A 24,469-nucleotide genomic window follows, 5' to 3' on the forward strand; every position below is an offset into this window, starting at 1 on the left:
AACTCCTGCGGCAGTTGTTGGTAGCTTCTGCCGCTTTTGTTTTTCTACTGTTCTTTCATCATAGGCTATACGTTTTTATGTTTGACATGTTCTTATTTTAAGGTCACTATGTTCCGCTCTGTGTCTTTCTCTACTTTGAATTTGCGGATTTGCTGCAATACGCGGAAAACATCGTCGAGACTGTCGCGCTGCCTGAATTTTCCCGTATAAGTATCTTTGAATAAAGATGTGTCTTTTACTACGATCTTTACGTCATAGTAAAGTTCCATTTTTTCCAGAATATTGATCAAAGGTTCATTTTCAAAGGCATATATACCGTCAAGCCATAAAAAATGAGCTTTCAGGCGAATCGGTTCTACCTTCATCTTTCCGTTCGAGACAGTCACTTGTTGATCCGGTTCCAAAATGATCCCGTCAGATTCCTTATTCCGGAAAAAGACGCGTACAGAACCTTCCAACAAACTGGTTTGTACATAGCCGGTCGCAGGATAGCTGCACACGTTAAATTGGGTGCCTAAAACTTCCATATCGACATCATGCGTAGAAACAATGAAAGGGCGGGAAGGGTCTTTCGCCACTTTGAAGAAGGCTTCTCCTTCGATCGTAACATTCCTTTTATCATCGGTAAAACGGGCTGGATAGATCAACTTCGACTTCGCATTCAGCCAAACTTCCGTCCCATCCTGCAAGACCAGTTGTGCCCGCTGTCCGGCAGGAGTGTACAGAGTATTCATCACATTCTCCGATAAAAACTCCGCTTGCTCAGGCTGTGCATACCAATATGTCAATATACTTGTTGAAACGACCAATATCAGGATAGCAGCCGCATACCCGATCCGGCGTGTCCAACGCTTCCACATCACGGAGTGTTGCTTTTGCAAAATAAAGCGGTCGTATTTCTGTTTGCCGATTGTTTTATCCTGCACCTGATGTCCTAAGTTCAACAAGGCATATAGATTTTGATACTCTACAAATTCTTTTTTGAGTTCTTCACTCGCCTCGACATCGCGCAGCAGGGATAGTCGCTCTTCCGTGGAAAGTTCCTCATAAAAGTATTTATGTATCCGTTCGTTCATATTTTCCGCTTTTGTTCTTAATAAACGGATCAGGGAACCAAAACCCCCAAGAGGATAAACGGTTTTTTTTAATTAGCGAGTAAAAATATTAATAAAGGGAGATAGTCTTTCAATTCGCTTTTAATTTTTTTATAGGCAATAGCCATTTGATTTTCAACAGTTTTAAGGGAAATATTCAATTCTGCAGCTATGTCTTTCTGTTTTTTCCCCTCTATTTTGCTTTTGATAAAAATTTCCCGACATTTTTTAGGCAAAGAGTCTACCACTTCAGTAATGATCCGTTCGATATCCTGCTCGGAGAGTAGAGACTGATCGAATAATTCCAAGGAGGCAAGTTTCATCCGCAAAGTAGCCTGATACTCTTCCTGTATCAGGTTGACAGCTTCCTTTACAACAATGCGGTGACGTAAAAGGTCGATACAACGGTTTTTGATCGAAGTAAAAAGCAGGGCAACCAGATTCACATCATAAGCCAAGATCTCTTTTTTTTCCCACAATTCGGTAAATACGTCCTGGACGATATTTTCTGCGTCTTCTTCTGACACGACATACTCCAGAGCGAAATATTTCATCCGGGAAAACCAAGAGACATATATTTCTTCAAAATGGTCGGATAGTATTTTCTTTTCAACCAGCATCTTTCTTCTGTGTGAATAAAATCACGGCGTTCTCGATCTCCAAACTTTAATCTTTAAATTATTATATAGAGTGTGAGAGCTGTGACTTATCTATCAAATAGGGCTCTGGAAAACCTTTGGGAGTAAATAAGCAACATACTCCCACACCATACTTACGGATACGATGCGGGATATGCTAACCCATTCTTCCCCCTTTCAAATTTTCCAGATTTTTATTTGAAAGAATCAGTTAAACAACGCAATTGTGCTATTTGCACAATGCAAATATAATAATAGTTATTGGTTAGACAAGTAAACTGTATATTGTATTCAAGACAAACGTATCTAATTTTTAGTCGATAGCTGTGCATAAAGTACAAGAACTTCCGAGAGAAGGAACCAATAAGCTCTCCAAACAGCGTTTCTCGGATCTAGTGGAAACAATTCGCATGATAGGGCATGAGTTATCAGAAATTTCCATTGTTTGAGCCTATGACAAACTATTAATGGCAAGTTTCATTATTCAAACTGGCGAAGGAAGAGCTAAAAATATTCATAGCAACAATTTATTTCTTGTTTTTATATACTTTTGCAGCCTGATTAAATAAGTAATATGAATACACATAATCTTTGTTGCATCGGCCACATTACGTTGGATAAGATTGTAACGCCGAAAAGGACACTGCATATGCCGGGAGGAACATCTTTCTATTTCGCGCATGGAATGAGCAAATTAGATACTTCCGACTTCCTGTTGGTAACAGCTCTTGCTGTCAGTGAGATGGACGCGGTGGAAGAAATACGCAGGAAAGGGATCGATGTAAAGGTTTTGCCCAGTACCCATTCCGTCTATTTTGAAAATACATATGGCGAGAACCAGAACAACCGGACGCAGCGGGTATTGGCAAAAGCCGATCCGTTCACAGTTGAAGGGTTACAGGATGTCGATGCCCGCATCTATCATTTGGGAAGTTTGCTGGCGGACGATTTTTCTTTAGATGTAATCAAATATTTATCGACCAAAGGGATGTTATCGGTCGATGCCCAAGGCTACCTGCGTGAAGTTCGCGGTGAGAATGTTTTCGCCGTAGACTGGCCGGAAAAGGAAGAGGCACTGAAATACATCCATATCCTGAAAGCCAACGAACACGAAACGGAAGTTCTCACCGGATGCAAAAATCCGCGTGAAGCAGCTCTGAAATTAGCCAACTGGGGCGTTAAGGAGGTTTTGCTGACATTAGGAAGCATGGGATCTGTCATTTATGCCGACGGCGAATTTCATGAAATACCCGCATACCCTCCAACAGAGATTGTAGACGCTACGGGATGTGGCGATACCTATATGGCCGGCTATCTGTACATGCGAAACAAAGGAGCTTCATACAAAGAAGCAGGATGTTTTGCCGCCGCCATGTGTACAATCAAGCTGGAAGCCTCAGGACCTTTCGGGGGAACAGAGAAGGATGTTTGGGATATTATCGAAAGGTATAAGTGAAACGATTTATGATTTCAGATTTATGATTTATGAGCTATGTATCACTGATAAATCATAAATCTGAAATCATAAATCAACGCAGTTTCTTAGCCATCACCATATAGGAATAAATAAGGACTACGGCATACCCAAATAGCGGTACGACGAACGAAAACGACATTGTCGAGATATCGGCTACATAGCCCATCAATAACGGTCCGACAGCTCCTCCTATCGGAGACATCATCAAGAAGGACGAAGCACGCTTGGTATAGTCACCCAATCCCCTCAGCGAGATAGCAAAAATCGTCGGAAACATAATAGCCTCGAAGATATAGCAGGCAAATAGAGCACCTTTCGACAGAGTACCTAAATTCAGGGTAACGAACAGAGCGCCCAAAACAGTAAAAATCGCACAAATAAACAAGACTTTCTCCGCTCGGATATAACTCATAATCCAACTACCGATAATACGCCCGATCATAAACAAGCCCAATCCACCAAAGGAAAGAACGATCGCTGCATCATGTGCATCCATCCACCCATCGTCAGTCACATAATTAATAAAGAAACTGTTAATCGATATTTCCGCTATTTCGTAGCAGAACAAGGCCATCACCCCCCAGGTAAAACAACGATGTTTCCACAATCCTTTCAATCCGGCTTTAGCCTCAGCAGTCGTATCTTCGCAATCGTCATGGTTGATCTCCGGCAAGCGGATGCGGAAGAAAATAAGAGCAACAGACAGGACGATAACGCCCATCACGGTATAGGGCAAAGCAATGTTAGCATCTCCGTTGCCGGAAAACAACAGCATTCCACCGATTACAGGTGCACAGATACAACCTAACCCATTGAAGGATTGTGCCAGATTCAAACGACTGGCTGCCGTCTCGCGATCCCCAAGCTCTGTCACGTAAGGATTGGCTGCCGTCTCCAAGAACGTCAGTCCGCAACCGATCACAAACAGGGAAAAGAGAAAGAAGTTGAATGACATCAACTGTTCGCTCGGAATGAAAAGCAACGATCCGATCCCGTAAAGGATCAGACCGAACACCACCCCCTGGCGGTATCCGTATTTATTAATAAAAAGTCCGGCTGGGATAGCCATTGTGAAATAACCCGTGTACATCGTTGCCTGGATCAAAGCAGAATGAGCCTTCGTCATGACAAGCGCCTCCTGGAAATGCTTGTTCAGCACATCTAAAATAGCATGTGCAAAACCCCATAAGAAAAACAGAGATGTGACTAATACAAAAGGAACCAGATACTCTTTCTTTACCAACGATTTCTTTACTTTTTCCATTTTATTGTTATTTGTTTTATACTCATCTTATTCATTTACCGGATTGTAGGGAATCGTGAACCAGAAAGTCGAGCCTTTACCTAACTCCGAATCCACACCGATCTTGCCATCCAAAGACTGTATGATGGACTCGCAGATGGAAAGCCCCAACCCCGTTCCCTGGACAAAGCTGTCAAATTTAGCAAAACGTTCAAAAACATGCGGAATATTCTCCTCGGCAAGTCCTTTGCCGGTGTCCGCCACATAAAAGCGCAGGATAGCGCCTATCCTCTCATATCCCATCGTAATAGAACCCTCCGAAGTGTATTTGCAAGCATTACTGAGGAAATTGGAGAGAACCTGTGTCAGCCGATTCTTTTCCGAATGGATCACACAAGCGACAGACGGCAGATGGCAAACCAAATCGACACCATCCTTCACACGCGACTTATAGACCTGCTGCAAGTTATTGAATATCTCGGACAAGTCGACTGCCGAATAATTGAAATCCATCTGCCCGGCTTCGATCTTCGAAAGGTCGAGAATATCATTGACCAACTGGAGCAAAAGCTCATTATTCGTCTCGATGATCTTGACATATTCACCGATCTCATCCGGCTCTTCCGCCATCGCAATCAGATTCGAGAAGCCGACAATCGCGTTCAGGGGCGTTCGTATCTCATGGCTCATATTGGCTAGGAAAGCGCTTTTCAACCGATTGGCCTCCTCCGCCTTATTACGCAGGCGGATCAGTTCGTTCGTCATCTTCAAGTCCGTAATATCGCGCCTCAACCCGATGAGCTTACGTATCTTTCCATTTTCATTCCGTCCATAGGGAACGGCATGCATCTCGAACCAGCGATCTCCCAGTGCTGGGACCATTGTCCTGATCTGGACCTCCATCACATGGATCTTTCCACAGGCAAGGTCTTCCAAACCTTTCCGAAGCAAATCACGGTCTTCGAGATCTACGAACGAAAGATACTCATCCAACGAAATTGTCATTCCTTCGAACACGGTAGACCGCGGCGAGTAGAAAATCCGAGTATCCGGATTGTACTCCCACGAAATAATCTGAGCAGCATCAAGAGTGAAGTCCAACTGTAGTTTGTTCTCTTCAAGTTCCTGCCGTCTCTTCATCTCACCCGTTATATTTCTTTCCGTCCCGATAATCTGTTCGACTTCGCCAGTCTTTTCCGACTTCAACCCGATTGCATAGGTTTCGAACCAATCATAGCCTTCACCCCGCCGGAAGCGAAACACTTCCCTCAGTTTGTTTTCTACTCCCCTGGACAGGCGGGACATAAACCGACTGTATTTTTCTTTGTCGTCCGGATGCAATAAATCCAGTGCACCTTTATTGCTCAAACCATCGTTGGCAAGCGTCTTCCGGTAAAGAGATGTGAATGTATCCTTCTGCACATCATAGCACCAAGCCGACAGGGAACCGGCATCAAGGGCAACGGACAATTCCCGGCGTATATCATCAAGCTCGAGTTCATTCCTACGAATATCCGTCGTATCAACCATTGTAGCAACAATATATAGGTTTCCCTCTTTATCTTCCAAGCGCGTCTTAGTAGTAACAGCCCAACGGACAGGTAACCCGGTTTCTTCATCAAACAATACCCGGTTAAAAGAAATCGGCTTGTCGCTTTGCAACACCCGGTTATCTTCTTCCCTGAAAAGAGAAGCTTTCAAATCGTTCACTTCAAAATCATTCTTCCCCAACATACAATCAAAGGCCTCTTTATAAAATTCGGAGACTTTGTTGTTGTAGAACAGATAGCGGTACTCATTACTCACATCCTTGATAAACAATCCTACCGGCAGATTATCCATGATCGATTGCAGGAATGTTTTCAAACGCAGGATTTCCTTTTCGGCAACAACATAAGGAGTCACGTCATGGGTAAAGCAGATAACCGAATTATTCTCAAACGGCACAACACGTGCCTTTGTATATTTGATCCGATCCTTTTCCCCGTACTTGCAATTAAAGACAGTCACCTCACCCGTTTCGACCGTCCGTTTCACATGCAAGATAATTTCATCCAGCATCTCTTTAGCCTGCGGATATTCAAGATGAAGATCCTTCAGATTCTTCCCTATCTGGCATCTCGTGTCGACATCTTTCCAATTGTGATTATCAGGGTTCACAATATCCACTATATTCAAATCGGAGTCATAGATGGTCGCCATGTCCGGCATCCGGCTCAAGAGTTCCATCATTTTGGTATTTGCCGTCTTGTAAGCGTCTTCCTTTCGTTTCCTGTAATTTAAGATACCAATAAAAATAACCACCATCAAAATAACCAAACAGACAAACAGGATCACTTCTACCGGATGTTCCTGCCATAATGAAGGTTCTTCGTTATAGAACACCGTATTTTCAGGCAACAACGAGGGGTCGATCCCTGAAGCTACAAACGTCGGATAGTTGATATAATAATTGGGAAGTGAAGGAGTGAACTGAAAAGCCGGACTATTTTCGAATCCTTTCGTCAGAACACAATGAGTCAGCAAAGCCAAGTCTTTACCCAAATCCTCTCCGGAAATAAAATAGCCACCGATGTAATTCATGTTCGACGTGCCCTGATCCAAAACCTGATAAACCGGCTTAGACGTATAACGTGCCAGCTCATTGTGGAGCATCGAATGTGCATGGGGATATTGAAGGGCATCGGTATACCATCCCGCCGATAAGATGGCATAGGAATCATCCATACAGGCAATCGAATCGAGTAGTTGGGGAGTAGACAGCTTACAGCCATCCATATAGCGAAGGTCGAGCGAATCAATCTGCTTGAAAAGATCGTTGATATAGGACTCGAAAAACGCCATATTATAACGATTGTCATAACAAAACGCCACTTTGCGGATATGTGGCTGAAGTTGTTTTATCAGCGACAGGTTCTCAATGACAAAGTCCTTATAGGAATATCCCGTTATTCTGAAATCGCCGAACGACTCTTTCATCGGCATCATATCGGCAACCGAAAACAGCTTCTTGTCTTTATTCTCATAATCAATGAAGGCTCCTTTCACATAACCCAACACGACAGGAATCTCATGCCAGCTATCCACACAAGTGACCCGATAGGAAGACCAAGCCTCATTACCTAGCAGCACGACCACATCCGGCTTTACCTTATAGGCAGCAAAAAGCTGCCGCATCCATCCTACCCAGGTTTCAAAGACGGGAGAAGCCTCGCAGTCCATATACTCAACAAATATTTTCGCTTCCGAATCTACCCGCATCTGATCTATGAAAGACGCAATCAGATGGTTTCCCTCTTCCTTGATCGGAGAATAAGAGCTAATGACCAAAACCTTCTGACCATTGACGCTTGTCGTCCTTGCCTCCATAGGGAAAAGAGAAAGAGTAAAAACAAATAAAATTATCAGTAGTTCGTCGATTATCAACTTGCCATTTAGCATCATTATCCCGTTGTTATTAGACTATACCTGCAAAAGTACAGCATTTTTTCATTTCAAGAACCTAATATGCTTGTATTTGAGCCACATTATGGCAAAAACGTCCCATTAGCCAGGATACGATCATTGACATCAAGCCAATGCTAAGACGGATAATTAGGGAGTGTCAACCAGAAAATCGAGCCTTTTTTCTTCCGACTTAACTTTGAGCTCCCCCCAAGCATTCGACGACCATCTGAGAAGATGCCGTTCAAAAATTACCCACACATCCTTCCTGACATATAGGCACATCGACTTGAATAGCTTTAGTTTATTACAGTATAAAGTTACCCTACTACATATCTGGCATTCCTCCCCATCAATCGATAAATGGAAGCTACGATCAACCAGGAAATGGCAAATGCGACAACCGCGGCGGCAGGTATCTGTAAAGCCACCGGTACATGCAGGGCACGCATCAGAACGACACCCGGACCGGTAAAGAAATAATGCACCATATAGATTCCGAACCCACAAGTCGTTAGGTTTGCCAGCAAACTCTTGATCTTTTCGGATCGCACATCCACTTTTTTCATCAATAGGAAAACGGGGACCGTCATCATCACGACATTAAGAGAACAATAGGTAAAGAAAAGTTCCAGCAATTCTTCGCTGTATTCCGGCAGAGCGGTTACATAGCGGAAACCGAAGAAAGTTACGACATAGCCGATCAAAAACATCGGGATCCCGACCAACAAGATTTTATTCAGACTCCAGTCGTGATTGCGCAGGTAATGTCCTAAAAGCAAATAGCCGTTGAACCCGGCAAAATAATACAACATATTGAAGGAGTTCCAGGAACAGCCTCCCCAGACATAAGGTGAAACGAACTGATAGTAATACGGTAGCAACGTCGACACGCCCCAGGCCAGCAGAAACCATAACTTGGCCTTTTCAGAAGCCTTTTCCACCCAGGCAGAGAAAATAGGCAGGTACAGATACAGACCGATCAATAGATAGATATACCACATATGCACATCCACAATCGAGAAATTCAGCGGAATTTCCGCAATATATCTCAAGGAAATACCCAACGACTGGCGGGCAACTTCTTCGCCAGAATAAGGGAAAAAGTCCAAAATCACCTCCGGTGACAAGCCAAGCAGTCCGGTTATCCAAGGGAACAGGTTATAAAGCACAGACCAAATCAGGAAAGGCCAAAAGACACGACTGATCCTTTTTTTATAAAAGACGGAAGTATCGTCCTTCAATGGCAACAGCAAAGCTCCCGTAATCATCACAAACAGAGGAACACAAGGACGGAGAAACGATCCATAGGCTGCCCCCCAGAACTTAATCTGATCGATATTAGCTGGTGGTTCACCTGGATAAAAGTTAAACGGATCTGCACTATGGCAACAAACCACGGTAAACATGGCAACAAAACGTACCACATCCAGCCAAACAACATGCGATCGGCCAATTGCCGAATTCTGACTCTTCATCATAATATTAGCATCTTACTAAGTTTATATTCCAAGCTAAGAACCGCCCGCCGTGCAAACGGAACCAGAAAAGCTTTCATTGCTTTATCAAACTATTAAAGGATTTGTACGCTCTATAAAAGAGAAAATCCTGACAATCAATATTGTCAGGATTCCTTGTACCCAGACCCGGGATCGAACCGGGATGGAAGTGAATCCATTGGTGTTTGAGACCAACGCGTCTACCAATTCCGCCATCTGGGCATTTGCTTTGAGTAAGTTTGTTTCTCATTTGCGTTGCAAAGGTAGACATTATTTTTAAACCTGCAAACATTTTCCTCTTTTTTTTCATTTTATATCTTCTTAGGATTTATGGATAAACGAAATCCCGGAATATTTCGTTAACTTTGTAAGAGTATAACTAAAAAAACAACCTGGATCATCATGAAAGATAATTATTGCGTTATCATGGGCGGTGGGATCGGAAGCCGTTTCTGGCCTTTCAGCAGAGAAAGTTACCCTAAACAGTTTCTTGACTTTTTCGGTACAGGCCGGTCGCTACTACAGATGACATTCGATCGTTTCTCCAAGATTATTCCGATCGAAAATATCTATATTGTAACAAATGAGCAATACGCTTCACTTGTAAAAGAGCAACTGCCAGAGTTGGGAAAATCGCAGATATTATTGGAACCGGCACGTCGTAATACAGCTCCTTGCATCGCTTATGCGGCATATCATATCAAAGCTTGCAACCCGAATGCAAATATTGTTGTCGCACCTTCCGATCATCTGATTCTGAAAGAGGACATTTTCCTGAAAGATGTGCAGAAAAGCCTCGACTTCGTAAAAGACAACAATGCACTAGTTACGTTAGGCATTAAACCGAGCCGTCCTGAAACAGGCTACGGATATATCCAAAGCAGCGATATCATGCTGGGCGAATTCACGAAAGTGAAGACTTTTACTGAAAAGCCGGATTTGGAACTGGCAAAAGTATTCATGGAGAGCGGCGAGTTTTTCTGGAATTCCGGTCTTTTCGTCTGGAACGTCAACACCATTTTAGAAGCATTCTCCAAATTTCTCCCCGATATCTCCCTCCGTTTCGATTTGGGCAAAGAAAAATTCAACACAGCGGAAGAACGAGATTTCATCGCCGAGAACTTCCCTTACTGCCTGAATATCTCCATCGACTACGGGATCATGGAAAAAGCGGACAACGTATATATGCTCTGTGTTGACTTCGGCTGGGCCGACCTCGGGACATGGGGATCGCTGTTTGACCTGGCGAAGAAAGACGAACAAAACAATGCGCTCCTAAAAAGTGAAGCGATAATGTACGAAAGCAACGGCAATATCGTTGCCCTCGACAATCCGAAACGCCTCACCGTCATACAGGGCATCAATGATTGCATCGTGGCCGAATCCGGCAATGTTCTCCTGATCTGCAAGAAAGAGGACGAACAACGCATCAAACAATTCGTTGCCGATGCACAGATGAAATATGGGAAAGAGTTTAATTAACTGATAATCGCCAATTAATCAGGCATCTCATAATGATCAAAAAAATGACAATTGACAATCAAAGGCCTGCCTTTTAGTTGTCAATTGTCATTTTTTATTTCTTTCCACCTGTAAAAAGCCAAATTTGCGATTATATGTGTTTAAACCAAAAGTGTCGAAGTCCGAAACAATGACAGCTTATGCTCACAGATAAATATCCAATTCGAAAAGGAGATAAAATTTACCTATTTGAAAAAAGTTGCATAAACTTGTAAAGGAAGTGATTGAAAAACGAATAAATATATGGCAATTAAATACAATATGGAATTTTACACCCACATCACAATCCCCAAAACCCCATTTACATTTTCCTATACGGTGCAAACGGTTCTGCTTGGTTCCTGCTTTGCCGAGAACATAGGAAAAAAATTGGAGGGAAACAAGTTCAAGACCGATTTGAACCCATTCGGTACGCTTTATAATCCTTCGTCCATAGCCGAAGCGATTCGCATGCTACTTCAGCCGGAACAGTTCACAGGAGATGATCTTTTTCAGCATGAAGGGATTTATCATAGCTTCAGCCATCACAGCCGTTTTTCCTCACCTTCGGAAACGGAATGCTTAGCCAACATCAATAGGCGACTGTTCAGTTCCGCTGACACGATACTGAAAGCCCAACGGATGATCCTTACTTTCGGCACGGCATGGGTCTACAAGCTGAAAAGTTCGGGAAAGGTCGTATCCAATTGCCATAGGCTGCCAGAAAAGATGTTCGACCGACAGTTACTTACCGTAGGAGAAATCGTAGCGGAATGGAAAAGTCTGCTTCTATCGCTTTGGAAACAGAATCCAGAGCTGAAGATACTCTTCACCGTCAGTCCGATCCGCCATTGGAAAGACGGAGCACACGGTAACCAGCTCAGCAAAGCTACCCTCCTGCTTGCCATCGACGCTCTGCAAAAGGAATTCCCGGAACACACCGCCTATTTCCCAGCTTACGAAATCATGATGGACGAATTGAGGGAGTACCGTTTCTATGCCGACGATATGCTGCATCCATCCACCACGGCGATCGAATATATCTGGGAACGGTTCACAGGCAGCATGCTTTCACCTGATTCGCTGTCAATTCTTAAAGAATGGAAGGATATCCAAAAGGCCATTAACCACAAGCCGTTTCAACCGGAAAGCGAAGCCTATAAACGATTCATCTCGCAAACTTTGTTAAAGATGGAACGACTTAACGAGAAATTCCCTTACTTTGATATGACAAATGAAGTCGAAATGATTAAAAAGAAGTTCTAAACTTAATTATAGAAAAAAGAATGGAATATTCAATTAAAGAAATCGCCGGGATAATTGGAGCTGACGCCCAAAAATTATATGACGCTCCTGTCAGTATATTGCTTACCGACAGCCGCCGTCTTTCATTCCCCGAACAAAGTCTATTCTTTGCCCTCCAGACAAAGACCAACGACGGACATAATTATATACAAGGATTATATAAATTACGTGTACGCAACTTCGTAGTCAGCACTTTTTTACCGGAGTTCGAATCGATGCCTGAAGCAAACTTCCTTGTCGTCAAGGATACACTGAAAGCACTCCAGAAGTTAGCGGCCCATCACCGGAAACGTTTCAATATTCCGGTAATCGGCATTACGGGAAGCAACGGGAAAACGATTGTAAAAGAGTTTCTTTATCAATTATTGCACAACGAGTTCAACATCGTCCGCTCCCCCCGGAGCTACAACTCGCAATTGGGGGTTCCGCTGTCGGTATGGCAGATGAGCGACAAAAATACATTAGGCATCTTCGAAGCAGGCATTTCCCAGCCGGACGAAATGGAACGCCTTCAACCGATCATCGCACCAACCATCGGCGTAATCACAAACATAGGGGAAGCGCATCAGGAGAACTTTATCTCTTCCACGCAGAAATGTCTAGAAAAGCTGACGTTGTTCAACGACTGCGAAGCAATCATCTATGACGGCGACGATGCTTTTATCGCCAACTGCATCGAGTCGGCCTGCCTGTCCCACAAAGCAATCACTTGGAGTCGGACAGACTCGGAAGCCCCTTTGTATATCGAATCGATCAAGAAACTGGATTCCGAAACCATTATCCGCTGCACGCTTTTAGGTTTCGACCGGACATACACGATTCCTTTTACGGACGACGCTTCTATCGAAAACGCCATCCACTGTATGGCCGTGATGTTGTATCTGAAACCGACAAGCGTAAACGATATCGAAAAATTCAAGCGCCTCGAACCGGTTGCCATGCGCTTGGACGTAAAGCAGGGTATCAACAACTGCCTATTGATAAACGACACCTACAATTCGGATATCAATTCTTTGGATATCGCCCTCGACTTCCAACAGAGCCGCCGCGTAGAGAAGAATTTAAAATGCACACTAATCCTTTCAGACATCCTGCAATCGGGAACGTTACCGAAGTCTCTTTATAAGAAAGTTGCGGACTTGGTGCGCAGAAAGAAGATCGATCGCATTATCGGTATCGGCCGTGACTTGAAAGAGTACGGAGGTGCTTTCGATATCGAAAAAGAATTTTACCTGACAACGGATGAATTCATCAAGTCTCCGTCTTTCAAAAAGTTCAAAGACGAATTGATTCTGATAAAAGGCTCCCGCCAATTTCATTTCGAACGTATATCCGAGCTGCTGGAAAAGAAAGTGCATGAGACGATCTTGGAAGTGAACCTGGATGCCGTTGTCCATAACTTCAACTATTACCGCTCAAAGCTGAAGCCAGAAACTAAAATGGTCTGCATGGTCAAGGCTTTCGGATACGGAGCCGGTTCCTATGAACTGGCAAAGACACTGCAAGAACATCGTTGCGACTACCTGGCTGTTGCCGTTGCCGACGAAGGAGAAGAACTGCGCAAGGAAGGCATCTCGATCCCGCTTATCGTCATGAATCCGGAATTCAGCAGCTTCAATGTCTTGTTTGAAAACCAGCTGGAGCCGGAAGTGTACAGTTTCCGTCTGCTCGACGCAATGATAAAAGAGACGGAACGCAGGGGCATCACCTCTTATCCGATCCATATCAAGATCGACACGGGAATGCACCGTTTAGGCTTCCAGCCGGAAGATGTACCGGAGGTTTGCCGTCGCCTGAAAGAACAGAGCGGCGTAGTAGCTCGCTCCGTATTCTCACATCTCGTAGGCAGCGACTCCTATATCTTCGACGATTTCACAAAAAAGCAACTGGATACGTTCACCCGCGTGGCAGCAGAACTGGAAGCCGGGTTGGAATACAAGGTGATCAAGCATATCCTGAACTCGGCCGGAATAGAACGGTTCACCGATTATCAGATGGATATGGTACGTCTCGGCATCGGCCTGTATGGAGTCAGTGCCTCCGGTCAGAAAGGGTTGCGTAACATCAGCACGCTGAAGACGACTATCTTGCAGATACAAAACGTTCCGGCAGGCGATTCCATCGGCTACAGCCGGATGAGCTATGTAAAGCGCGATTCCCGCATCGCGATTATCCCGATCGGTTATGCCGACGGCTTGGACCGTCATTTCAGCAATGGTGGTGGCGAGGTCGTGATTAATGGCCACCGTTGCCCGATCATTGGCAATATCTGTATGGATGCCTGCATGATCGATGTCACCGATACCGACGCACACGAAGGAGACTCCGTCATCATTTTCGGCGAAGAACTCCCTGTCAGCGAACTTTCGGACAAACTAAAGACCATCCCATACGAGATACTTACCTCTATCTCGCCGAGGGTAAAAAGAGTGTACTACAGGGAATAAATATCCGGGGGCCCTATCCAGTCCCAGACTTGAAGGGGTTTCATGTAAGCGATTGCGTATCTTGCACATTTTTACTATCTTTGTGCCGTAACATATTAAAATAAAAGGTATGAGTCATAATTTATTGAAAGGCAAGCGAGGCATTATATTCGGTGCGCTGAATGACATGTCCATCGCCTGGAAGGTGGCTGAAAAAGCCGTAGAAGAAGGAGCAACGATCACACTGAGCAATACACCGATCGCCGTTCGTATGGGACAGGTGGATGCTCTGGCTGAGAAGTTGCACGCCGAAGTTATTCCGGCGGATGCTACGAGCGTGGAAGATTTGGAAACGGTTTTCTCTAAATCAGTAGAAATATTAGGGGGTAAGATAGATTTCGTTTTACATTCCATCGGCATGAGCCCGAACGTGCGCAAGAAGCGTACTTACGATGATTTGGACTACAGCATGTTGGAAAAGACACTGGATATCTCCGCAATCTCTTTTCACAAGATGTTGCAGGTTGCCAAAAAGCAGGATGCCATTGCCGAATACGGTTCAGTGATCGCCCTCTCATATGTGGCAGCACAACGTACATTCTTCGGATATAACGACATGGCAGATGCCAAGAGCCTACTGGAATCCATTGCCCGCAGTTTCGGCTACATCTATGGCCGTGAAAAGAACGTGCGTATCAATACCATTTCCCAGTCACCGACATTGACTACAGCCGGTAGTGGCGTGAAAGGCATGGATCATTTGATGGATTTCGCCGAAAAGATGAGCCCGCTGGGCAATGCCACAGCCGACGAATGTGCAGACTATTGCGTTATGATGTTCTCCGACCTCACCCGCAAAGTCACAATGCAGAACCTCTACCACGACGGTGGCTTCTCAAGCATGGGTATGAGCCTTCGTGCCATGAACCAGTACAGCAAAGGTCTGGAAGAATATACCGACGAAAACGGACACATCATTTACGGTTAAGCCGTAAATCAGGTGAAAGCGGAAAGGTGAAAGTGGAAAGTTTACTTCGTGTTTTCTCAAACTTTCAGCTTTCAACTTTCAATTTTCAACTCATAACGCTATGCTCGTAAAAATATACCCCGAAAACCCCAATCTCAGGGAGATAGACAAGGTGGTCAATATCATGCGCGACGGTGGCCTCGTGATTTACCCGACCGACACCGTTTATGCCATCGGTTGTGACGCGTTGAATGTGCGTGCAGTCGAAAAGATCTGCCAGCTGAAAGGCGTCAACCCGCAGAAAAGTAACCTGTCCATTATCTGTTATGATCTTTCCAATCTGAGCGAATACGCCAAAGTGAGCAACGCTGCTTTCAAGTTGATGAAGAAAAACCTACCGGGCGCCTTTACCTTCATCTTGCCGACCAGCAGTGAGCTACCAAAAATCTACAAGAACAGAAAAGAGGTAGGGATCCGCGTGCCGGACAATAATATCATCCGTACACTTGTACGGGAACTCGGAAATCCGATTTTGACCATGTCTTTGCATGACAAAGACGAGATCATCGAATACAGTACCGACCCCGAACTGATCGAGGAGAAGTATGAAAACCTAGTGGACATCGTCATCGACGGCGGTTACGGAGGTACGGAAGCCTCGACCGTCATCAACTGCACAACAGACGACTTTGAAATCATCCGCCAAGGAAAAGGAGAATTAATCTATTAAGCAAACAAGACAAGATGAACTGGAATCAATTACTCTCCGGCAAACGTTTCGGAATGGAAGAATATCACGAACGCAAACATGAACGCACCGATTTTCAGCGAGACTACGACCGCCTGATCTTTTCCTCCCCTTTCCGCCGTTTACAGAACAAGACTCAGGTATTCCCCCTACCGGGCAGTATATTCGTGCACAACCGTTTGACACATAGCTTAGAGGTCTCCTGTGTAGGACGCTCATTAGGCAACAATGTCGCCAAAGGCCTGATGCTGAAATATCCCGACGGAAGCGTCAATTTCCCGGAAATAGGTTCCATCGTCTCAGCCGCCTGTCTTGCCCACGACATGGGCAACCCGCCATTCGGACATTCAGGAGAACGGGCGATCTCCGCTTACTTTGCTGAAGGTAACGGAAAAAAGTTACAGGAAAAGATTCTCAACGAAGGAGGGCGCTATGAAGACTTTCTTCATTTCGAAGGGAATGCGAACGCCATGCGTCTGCTCACCCACCAGTTCATCGGGCGCCGCAAAGGGGGCTTTGCCCTGACATACAGCACGCTTGCCTCCATCATCAAATATCCGTATTCTTCCGTTTACGCAGGGAAGAAAGGAAAATTCGGTTTCTTCCAGTCGGAAGAGGAGGCTTACCTGCGCATTGCCAACGAATTAGGCATTAGCCGGAACCCGGAAGACGCAAATAGGTTCGTCCGCTATCCGCTTGTTTATTTGGTGGAAGCAGCTGACGATATCTGCTACCAGATCATGGATATCGAGGATGCCTACAAACTGCATATCCTAACAACGGAAGAAGCCATCCGGTTGCTCCTCAATTTTTTCGAAGGGGAACGCCTCGACCATATTGTCCGTGTCATGAAGATGGTAGACGATACCAACGAACAGATCGCCTACTTACGTTCCTGTATCATCGGCCTCTTGGTTGACGAATGTTCCCGCATCTTCCTCGAAAACGAAGAGGATATCCTCAGCGGAACATACAACACTCCGCTTATCGATAACATTTGCGATCAGGCAAAAGCCGCATACGACACCTGCTCAAAAACCGCTTACAAAAAGATATACCGCGCCAAAGAAGTTTTAGACATTGAACTAGCAGGTTACCATATCTTCAGTCATTTGATCGACACGCTGACAGAAGCTGTCATGAACCAGGATCATGCCTACAGTAAGCTCCTGTTGCAACGCATCCCGGAACAGTACGACACAAACGCACCAACCGTCTACGGCAAAGTACAATGCGTCCTCGATTATATCTCCGGCATGACAGATGTATATGCATTGGATTTATACCGCAAGATCACAGGGATGAGCTTGCCGGCAGTCTAATATTCTTCCCTATACTTGCTCTCCTGTTTATCATCAAGAATGCTCAGGTAGCTTTTATATCGCGATTCGCTGATATAATGTTCTTCTACGGCACGCAAGACGGCACAGCCCGGCTCATGGCGGTGAGAGCAGTTATTGAATTTGCAATCAGCGGAGAATTTGAATATTTCAGGGAAGTAATGAGCGATTTCCGCACCTTCCATTTCGATCGTGCCAAAACCTTTGATACCTGGAGTGTCAATCAGGTAACCGCCATCCGACAAAGGAATCATCTCAGAGAAGGTGGTAGTATGCATTCCCTTGTTATGGTATTCGGAGATATCGCCGGTACGGAGATTGACACCTGGGATCAGTTTATTGATAATAGTTGATTTCCCCACACCTGAATGACCCGACAATAAAGTGATTCTCCCTTTAAGGTCTTCTCTCAACACATCCAAGCCCTCTTCGGTACGGGCACAAAGCATAGAGCAAGGATAGCCGATCGTCGTATACAGATTGACCAAATCGTCCAATAATTCCCGGTCACCGCCATGATAGCGATCTATTTTGTTGAAGACTAACTTCACCGGCACACGATAAGCCTCGGCTGTAGCAAGAAAACGGTCGATAAAAACGGTAGTGGTAATCGGATAGTTGACTGTCACGATCAGCATCGCCTGGTCTACGTTCGCGGCGATAATATGCGACTGCTTGGAAAGATTGGAAGCGCGGCGGATGATGTAATTCTTCCGGTCTTCGATCTTGGTGATAAAGGCGGTCCCTTCGGTATTGATATCAATATCGACCCGGTCTCCGACCGCAACAGGATTGGTGGTACGGATATCTTTCAGGCGGAAATTTCCTTTGATCTTACTTTCTATATCGCGACCATCATCGGTGCGTACGGTATACCAGCTACCCGTATTCTTAATAACCAATCCCCTCATGTTAATTGAAAGTTGAAAGTTGAAAATTGAAAGTTGAAAGATAAGGAGGAAAGGAAGGATCTATTCCGCCACTTTCAACTCTCAACTCGTTATACCGTCATTATTTCTTTTTCTTTTGCAGCGTAGAGTTCATCTACTTTCTTGATATACTTGTCATGGACCTTCTGAACTTCTGCTTCTGCATCTTTCTCGACATCCTCAGGAGTTCCGTCAGTCTTAATGCTCTTCTTCAATTGCTCAATTGCATCACGGCGAGCGTTACGAATACTGATTTTAGCAGTTTCCGCTTCCTGCTTAGATTGTTTAGCCAACAGACGACGCCGTTCTTCCGTCAGAGGAGGAATACCCAAACGAATCACTTCACCATTGTTTTCAGGAGTGATACCGACTTCGGAATCCATGATCCCTTTTTCAATATCCTTGATAATCTTCTTCTCCCAAGGAGTAATCATGATCGTTCTCGCATCCGGAACAGTTACGGTAGCCACATTTGTCAAAGGAACAGGAGCACCGTAATACATTACTCTCACGCAATCCAAGATTTTCGGATTCGCCTTACCGGCACGAATATGAGACAACTGTTCATCCAAATATTCGATCGCAAAGGTCATCTTCTCTTCTGCCGCCTTTACATACTGTTTTATATCTGCCATAAGTGATTGTATATTTTTGTTTTCTTTGTTTGTTAGGCAAACAAAAATAGTAAAGTTTTTCTTTTTGGCAAACTGTTTATGGAAATATGTTATTCCCGAACCGCTGGGACTACTTCAGCTTTGTAAAAAGGAAAAGCAGGTAAAACACTCCGACTGCCAAAACCAGCAAGGCGCCTGTCTGCGAATGAAGAGCATCAGAAGCAAAGCCCATCAAGAGCGGAAAAACCGTTCCACCGAAAAGTCCCATAATCATCAAGCCGGATACTTCGTTCTGCCGTTGGGGCATCGACAATAAAGCCTGAGAGAAAAGGATGGAGAAGACGTTCGAATTGCCATATCCGACCAAAGCGATGCTGACATATAGCAGAGCCTTGCTGTCGAACAAAAGGAAACCTGCCATCGAAGCTACCATCAACACGACACTGACAACAAAAAATTTCTTCGGTGTCCAATGGGCCAGGATCAACGAACCAGTCAGGCAACCGACCGTACGGAAGATAAAATAGAGGCTCGTTGCAAACGCTGCCGCATGTATGTCCATCCCCAACCGTTCCATTAGGATCTTCGGGGCGGTAGTATTCGTGCCGACATCTATGCCGACATGACACATGATACCGACAAACATCAACAGGATAAACGGGTTACCCAATAAGGCAATGCATTCGGCAAATGTGGAAGGTTTGCCTTCAGGTGCCTCTTCCTTGATAGAAGTCGCCCCCAACAGTAAAATCGCCACAATTGCTATCACCATATAGATCGGAAACAGTACACGCCAGCCCAATCCCAGCGAAGGGATCGCCGCCGTCGCTCCCCACATGGCGATATAGGGCGCCAGAAAAGAAGCGATCGCCTTGACAAACTGCCCGAAAGTCAAACTACTCGCCAACTTATCTTCAGTAATAATATTAGAGAGAAGCGGGTTCAGAGAGGTCTGCATCAAAGCATTCCCAATCCCTAATAAAGAAAAAGAGACCAACATCACCATATAGCCATCGCCGAAACATGGGATCAGCAACGACACGAAGGTAACAACCAGGCTCAGCATGACCGTCTTTTTCCGTCCGATCTTATTCATCAACATTCCCGTCGGGACGGAAAAGATCAGAAACCAGAAGAACACTAAAGAAGGAAAGATATTCGCTTCGGAATCCGTCAATCCTAAATCCAACTTCACATAGTTGGAGGCAATTCCTACCAAATCCACAAATCCCATCGTGAAGAAAACTAACATCACTGGGATCAGCCTTATATACAAGCGTTTCTCTTTCATAATCAGTCTTTATTAGGATAAGCAGGCCATGCACCCTCTTTCGTACAAACAAAAGCTGCTGTCCCGACAGCTGTTTGATGGGCTTCGCGCAAGGATTTACCGGCTAATATAGAATAAACGAATGCTCCAGAGAAAGAATCTCCCGCCCCGACCGTATCAGCCACCTCGACTTTGGGAGTAAGAATCGTCGACTTGTCGGCAGCCGTATAGACAGAGCTGTAGCGACTGCCGGCAGTCAAAATCATATAGCGCAGGCTGTAACGCTCGACCAATTGGCGGCAAGCCGTATCTTCATCCTCCGAAAGGGAGAACATTTCACGTATCAGGTCGAGTTCCTCGTCATTGATCTTAAATACATTCGCCTCTTCCAGCAGACTGGCGATCAACTCCTTCGAGTAATAAGACTGACGGATATTGATATCGAAAAACCGAAGCGCCTCTTTACAGGCATAGGAAAGTAACGCATGAATCGTCGCACACGATTCGGGCGAACGCTGCGCCAACGTACCGAAGCAGATGGCATCCGCTTCTTTCACCAGGTCGATGGCTTCCTGAGTCAAAGGTATATGATCCCAGGCAACACCTTCTATAATCGTATAGGTCGGGATACCGTCTCTCAACTCCACCATCACGCTTCCGGTAGGATATTCGACTATCCCCAGCGAATGGCAGATACCGTTCTTATCCAACTCCTGGACGATCTCCGCTCCGAACACGTCGTCCCCGATCGCGCTGACCGCATATCCTTCGGCCCCCAATTGGGTAGCATGGTATACAAAATTGATCGGAGCACCTCCGGCACGCTTCCCCGTTGGCAACACATCCCAAAGGAGTTCACCTATACCGACAACAACAGGTTTACTATCTTTCATTATTTACTTATTTTATATTTTTAAAATTATTCCCAGATGGATCGGAACGTGTATACTTCCATTTCTTTTACTTCGATATTATTTCCCCAAAAATGGAATCCTTCCCTGTTCTTCAAGTCCGGCCGACGCTCCATCGAATAAGAATAAGCCCCATCATCAATATAAACTTCAATAGAAGTCTTATCCAAGATAATATCGGCCGTGATTTCCATACTTGTCATGTTTTCGGGCGAATAGAACACACCATTGATCCGGTTGTAATTCATATCGTAATCCAGTAATGACTGCCCGAACAGGTTCAGGCCGGCATTTGTAGCATGAGACAATTTGAGGGTTGTACGGATACGCAATGTACCTGCATCCCTATACTGCCGAAGCAGTTCATCAGCTTTATCTGCCGTCAGCGCTCTCCAATTTCCGACTGAGGTCTGCAAGCGCTCAAGTTCTTCGATCGGTTTACTAAACAGGCGAATGCCGTCTTTCGTCGTTCTCAAAGACAACTCCGTCGGGAATAACATCATCCCGTTAAAAGGCATTCCCGGATGAGAGATACGCCCCCAACCGATCTGAATACGACGGCCATCCGACTCAGGTATATTCGTAAACGTCTGGGCAGCATAGATAGAACCGGTAGAATAGTAATATTTGCCGGATTCAGGTGTAAATTTCTTTCCGTCAAACGCACCCAACATATAAGTCCCGGAAGCACCGTACATCACCCATTTGGTATTGTCCTTATTCCCATCGACAGGAAGTTCGAATAATTCAGGACACTCCCAAAAACCGGTAATATGGCTTTCGAACGTCCAGTCTTTCAAGTTGTCGGAGTTGTATATGGAATGTCCGTCGCGCTCATTCAGCACCATAACCCATTTACCTGATGATTTATGCCAAAAGACTTTCGGATCGCGAGTATCCTTACTGTTCCATTTGGCCTTAGAATCGATCACCGGATTGCCCTTATATTTTGTCCAAGTGCGTCCTTTATCCAGGCTATAGGCTATACATTGCACCTGCTTTTCCGGGTTGTCAGCCGTATAAATAGCCACCATCGCCGGAATACCATTCTTTCCGAAGCCGGAAGTATTGTCATAGTCGATCACTGCCGAACCGGAAAACATCGTACCGTGTTCGTCGGGATACAGGGCGATCGGTAGCTCTTCCCAATGTATCAAATCATTGCTTACTGCATGCCCCCAATGCATATTCCCCCAATCGCGTTCATACGGATTATGTTGGTAGAACAAGTGATATTCACCGTCATAATACAGCAATCCATTAGGATCGTTGTTCCATCCTCTACGTTGAGTATAGTGGATTTGCGGACGGTTGGTTTCTTTATACAAGCTATCTTGTCCGGCTATTTCATCCGCTTGATAAATCTTGTTTATACCTGTTTTATTCCCAGTATAAGATATTTTTATCTCTTTGTTCTTCAAGGCAGACAGATCACAAAACACCCAATAGTCCGGTTTTCCTGAGGCTAAACGAATCTCGAACGCCCGCTCTTGCCGCCCTCCCACATCAAATGTCATCAGAGCCCGGTCTACTTGATGCGAAATCGGCAGATTGAGGTATCTCTTCGTTATTTTCATTGCCAGGTCTTGCGCGCTCAAGGTGAAGACACAACCCACCAGGGCACTCGCAAGCACCCATATACGTTTGTTATTCATTTCAGCATTAATTATGCACCAGCGTTCCGATATTTTCACCACTCATCACCTTTTTCAGGTTACCATTGGTATCCATGTCGAAGACAATGATCGGAAGATTGTTTTCCTTACACATCGTGGTGGCTGTCAGGTCCATCACCTTGAGGCCACGCGTATAGATTTCGTCGTAGGTGATGTCCGAGAACTTGGTGGCCGTCGGATCCTTTTCCGGATCGGCAGTATAGATACCATCTACACGGGTTCCTTTCAGCATCACATCCGCTTCGATCTCGATACCACGCAGGGAAGAACCTGTGTCAGTCGTAAAAAACGGATTGCCAGTACCGCCCGACATAATCACAACATGGCCCTGTTCAAGCAATTCGATCGCACGCCATTTATTATAAAACTCGCCGATCGGTTCCATACGGATAGCAGTCAGCACTTTGGCTTTCACGCCCTGAGCGACGAGGGCAGAACTCAAGGCCAGACTGTTGATGACCGTTGCCAGCATCCCCATCTGGTCGCCTTTCACACGGTCGAAGCCTTTGGAAGCCCCGCTCAGGCCGCGGAAGATGTTGCCGCCACCAATCACAATTCCGATCTGGACACCCATTTCGGCAATTTCCTTGATCTGCGTCGCATATTCGTTCAGACGAACTTCGTCTATACCATATTGTTTACCTCCCATAAGCGATTCTCCGCTTAATTTCAACAGGATACGTTTGTACTGAGCCATATTGTCTTGATTTATTTGATTGTTATACCCACAAAAATACAGTATTTCAATGACCCAGCAATAGCAGTCCTTTATTTTAGTAAAACATTTTAACGAGACTGTACACCCACTGTAACAATTTTGTAACATCTCCCTTCTACCTTTGTCTGTAGAAAAGAGAAACACACACTTATATTACTTATTTTGAAGACGCGAAGAAATCACCAAGACCTTATTCCTAACTTTTATACGGCAATCCTCTTTCAGCGGAAAGAAACGGGTTGCCGTATATTTTTACCTAAACAATCCCGCAATACCTATAAATACTTTAAAAACCGAAACAATACGGATTTACCTCTTGTTTTGAGGGAATAAAACTAAGAAACAGTTTCTAAAGTAGTAATCATTTAAAAACGTAATGGTATGAAAGATTTATTAATCGGTATGGTAGTCGGAGTTGTCACAGGTTATGTACTCCGCAAAATGGAAGATGATGGTAAATTCCGTTGCCTCCACGCAAACCTCCACCACCTTGCTTCAAAGGCAAAAGAAGAAGCGATGAACCTGAAAGACGCAGGCTTGGACAAAGTAGAATATGTTGCCGACCGCGTTCATCAGGTTGCAGAGCAGGAAAAGAGCAAAAAATAAAATAGTCGAAACAAAATCCTGCTTACTAATTCAGACATAGTTTGAGGAGGGTATGTCAAATATC

General features: G+C 44.9%; 19 protein-coding genes and 1 tRNA gene. 8 read left to right on the plus strand and 12 right to left on the minus strand.

Annotated elements, in window-relative coordinates; translation table 11 throughout:
* Window positions 1-92 precede the first annotated feature (92 nt).
* Both NQ564_RS14240 and NQ564_RS14245 read right to left on the minus strand, forming a co-directional pair.
* Window positions 93-1,076, minus strand: coding sequence for a FecR family protein (locus NQ564_RS14240; RefSeq protein ID WP_005644670.1), 984 nt, complete (start codon window positions 1,074-1,076; stop codon window positions 93-95).
* 68 nt (window positions 1,077-1,144) lie between these two features.
* A complete protein-coding gene (locus NQ564_RS14245; protein WP_008146274.1) occupies window positions 1,145-1,714 on the minus strand; it encodes an RNA polymerase sigma-70 factor in 570 nt (189 codons plus the stop codon).
* 592 nt (window positions 1,715-2,306) lie between these two features.
* On the opposite strand from NQ564_RS14245, the gene NQ564_RS14250 reads away from it, so the two are divergent.
* Window positions 2,307-3,188 (plus strand): PfkB family carbohydrate kinase, encoded by an 882-nt coding sequence (locus tag NQ564_RS14250; protein WP_005636645.1) that lies wholly within the window; start codon window positions 2,307-2,309, stop codon window positions 3,186-3,188.
* A gap of 73 nt (window positions 3,189-3,261) precedes the next feature.
* Here NQ564_RS14250 and NQ564_RS14255 read toward each other — a convergent pair whose 3' ends face one another.
* The 4 genes from NQ564_RS14255 to NQ564_RS14270 form a co-directional block, all read right to left on the minus strand.
* Window positions 3,262-4,473, minus strand: coding sequence for a sugar MFS transporter (locus NQ564_RS14255; protein WP_008146275.1), 1,212 nt, complete (start codon window positions 4,471-4,473; stop codon window positions 3,262-3,264).
* A 27-nt stretch (window positions 4,474-4,500) separates the two neighbouring features.
* Complete coding sequence (locus tag NQ564_RS14260; protein ID WP_008146276.1) at window positions 4,501-7,896, minus strand: sensor histidine kinase; 3,396 nt, start codon at window positions 7,894-7,896, stop codon at window positions 4,501-4,503.
* 320 nt (window positions 7,897-8,216) lie between these two features.
* A complete protein-coding gene (locus tag NQ564_RS14265) occupies window positions 8,217-9,377 on the minus strand; it encodes an acyltransferase (protein ID WP_008146277.1) in 1,161 nt (386 codons plus the stop codon).
* Window positions 9,378-9,533: 156 nt separating this feature from the next.
* A tRNA-Leu gene (locus tag NQ564_RS14270) sits at window positions 9,534-9,617 on the minus strand.
* A gap of 180 nt (window positions 9,618-9,797) precedes the next feature.
* Between NQ564_RS14270 and NQ564_RS14275 the strand changes: the two genes are divergently transcribed.
* The 6 genes from NQ564_RS14275 to dgt all read left to right on the plus strand — a co-directional run bounded on the left by NQ564_RS14275 (window position 9,798) and on the right by dgt (window position 17,663).
* Window positions 9,798-10,877: a mannose-1-phosphate guanylyltransferase gene (locus NQ564_RS14275; RefSeq protein WP_008146278.1), complete on the plus strand. Its 1,080-nt coding sequence runs from the start codon at window positions 9,798-9,800 to the stop codon at window positions 10,875-10,877.
* A gap of 300 nt (window positions 10,878-11,177) precedes the next feature.
* Entirely contained in the window at window positions 11,178-12,161 is a 984-nt protein-coding gene (locus NQ564_RS14280) for a GSCFA domain-containing protein (protein ID WP_036658198.1), read from the plus strand.
* Window positions 12,162-12,181: 20 nt separating this feature from the next.
* Window positions 12,182-14,647 (plus strand): bifunctional UDP-N-acetylmuramoyl-tripeptide:D-alanyl-D-alanine ligase/alanine racemase, encoded by a 2,466-nt coding sequence (locus NQ564_RS14285; protein WP_005633184.1) that lies wholly within the window; start codon window positions 12,182-12,184, stop codon window positions 14,645-14,647.
* 109 nt (window positions 14,648-14,756) lie between these two features.
* Complete coding sequence (locus tag NQ564_RS14290) at window positions 14,757-15,614, plus strand: enoyl-ACP reductase FabI (protein WP_005633196.1); 858 nt, start codon at window positions 14,757-14,759, stop codon at window positions 15,612-15,614.
* A gap of 100 nt (window positions 15,615-15,714) precedes the next feature.
* A complete protein-coding gene (locus NQ564_RS14295; RefSeq protein ID WP_005633198.1) occupies window positions 15,715-16,323 on the plus strand; it encodes an L-threonylcarbamoyladenylate synthase in 609 nt (202 codons plus the stop codon).
* A gap of 14 nt (window positions 16,324-16,337) precedes the next feature.
* Window positions 16,338-17,663, plus strand: a complete 1,326-nt coding sequence (dgt, locus tag NQ564_RS14300) for a dGTP triphosphohydrolase (RefSeq protein ID WP_005633199.1) — start codon at window positions 16,338-16,340, stop codon at window positions 17,661-17,663.
* Here the strand turns inward: dgt and rsgA are convergent.
* The 6 genes from rsgA to pyrH form a co-directional block, all read right to left on the minus strand.
* Window positions 17,660-18,592: a ribosome small subunit-dependent GTPase A gene (gene rsgA, locus NQ564_RS14305; RefSeq protein ID WP_005644705.1), complete on the minus strand. Its 933-nt coding sequence runs from the start codon at window positions 18,590-18,592 to the stop codon at window positions 17,660-17,662. The two genes, dgt and rsgA, sit on opposite strands and share 4 nt — an antisense overlap.
* A gap of 89 nt (window positions 18,593-18,681) precedes the next feature.
* Window positions 18,682-19,245, minus strand: coding sequence for a ribosome recycling factor (gene frr / locus NQ564_RS14310; protein WP_005633201.1), 564 nt, complete (start codon window positions 19,243-19,245; stop codon window positions 18,682-18,684).
* A 109-nt stretch (window positions 19,246-19,354) separates the two neighbouring features.
* Window positions 19,355-20,515 (minus strand): MFS transporter, encoded by a 1,161-nt coding sequence (locus NQ564_RS14315; RefSeq protein ID WP_005644707.1) that lies wholly within the window; start codon window positions 20,513-20,515, stop codon window positions 19,355-19,357.
* Window positions 20,516-20,517: 2 nt separating this feature from the next.
* Window positions 20,518-21,387 carry a carbohydrate kinase family protein gene (locus NQ564_RS14320; protein WP_008146288.1) on the minus strand — a complete coding sequence of 290 codons (870 nt, stop codon included), beginning with the start codon at window positions 21,385-21,387 and terminating at the stop codon, window positions 20,518-20,520.
* A 26-nt stretch (window positions 21,388-21,413) separates the two neighbouring features.
* Window positions 21,414-23,060 carry a DUF4980 domain-containing protein gene (locus NQ564_RS14325; RefSeq protein WP_008146291.1) on the minus strand — a complete coding sequence of 549 codons (1,647 nt, stop codon included), beginning with the start codon at window positions 23,058-23,060 and terminating at the stop codon, window positions 21,414-21,416.
* Window positions 23,061-23,067: 7 nt separating this feature from the next.
* Window positions 23,068-23,778: a UMP kinase gene (gene pyrH, locus NQ564_RS14330; RefSeq protein ID WP_008146293.1), complete on the minus strand. Its 711-nt coding sequence runs from the start codon at window positions 23,776-23,778 to the stop codon at window positions 23,068-23,070.
* Between the two features lie 402 nt (window positions 23,779-24,180).
* Between pyrH and NQ564_RS14335 the strand changes: the two genes are divergently transcribed.
* Window positions 24,181-24,405, plus strand: a complete 225-nt coding sequence (locus tag NQ564_RS14335; protein WP_005633206.1) for a hypothetical protein — start codon at window positions 24,181-24,183, stop codon at window positions 24,403-24,405.
* The last annotated feature ends 64 nt before the right edge of the window (window positions 24,406-24,469 follow it).

It is taken from the genome of Parabacteroides johnsonii DSM 18315 (assembly GCF_025151045.1).
Taxonomy (GTDB): Bacteria; Bacteroidota; Bacteroidia; order Bacteroidales; family Tannerellaceae; genus Parabacteroides; species Parabacteroides johnsonii.